The sequence below is a fragment of the Paraburkholderia sp. BR14320 genome, from assembly GCF_040948665.1.
Taxonomy (GTDB): Bacteria; Pseudomonadota; Gammaproteobacteria; order Burkholderiales; family Burkholderiaceae; genus Paraburkholderia; species Paraburkholderia youngii.
Genome location: NZ_JBFPKG010000280.1, coordinates 1 through 386 on the forward strand (window position 1 = coordinate 1; position 386 = coordinate 386).

1 protein-coding gene is annotated in these 386 nt (G+C 69.2%); it reads left to right on the forward strand.

Annotated elements, in window-relative coordinates; all coding sequences use genetic code 11:
- The coding region (locus tag AB3X89_RS40315; protein ID WP_368588070.1) for an AMP-binding protein at positions 1-386 on the forward strand (386 nt) is incomplete at both ends.

Below are 386 nucleotides of genomic sequence, written 5' to 3' on the forward strand. Positions count from 1 at the left end.
GCCAGCCGGTGGAGCGCATCGATATCCTGCCGGCGGCGGAGCGCGGGTATCTGCTGGAGGAGCTGAACCGCACGGAGGCGGCGTATCCGTCGGAGCGGTGCATCCATGAGCTGTTCGAGGCGCAGGTACGGCGGGCACCGGAGGCGGTGGCGCTGGTGCATGAGAACGAGAGACTGAGCTATGGGGAGCTCAACGCGCGGGCCAACCGGCTGGCCCATCATCTGATCGCACTCGGAGTCAGGCCGGACCAGCCGGTGGCGATCTGCGTGGAGCGCAGCGCGGCGATGGTGGTGGGGCTCTTGGCGATCCTGAAGGCGGGGGGCGCCTATCTACCGCTGGATCCGGCTTATCCGTCGGCGCGGTTGCGCCAGGTGCTGGGCGATGCC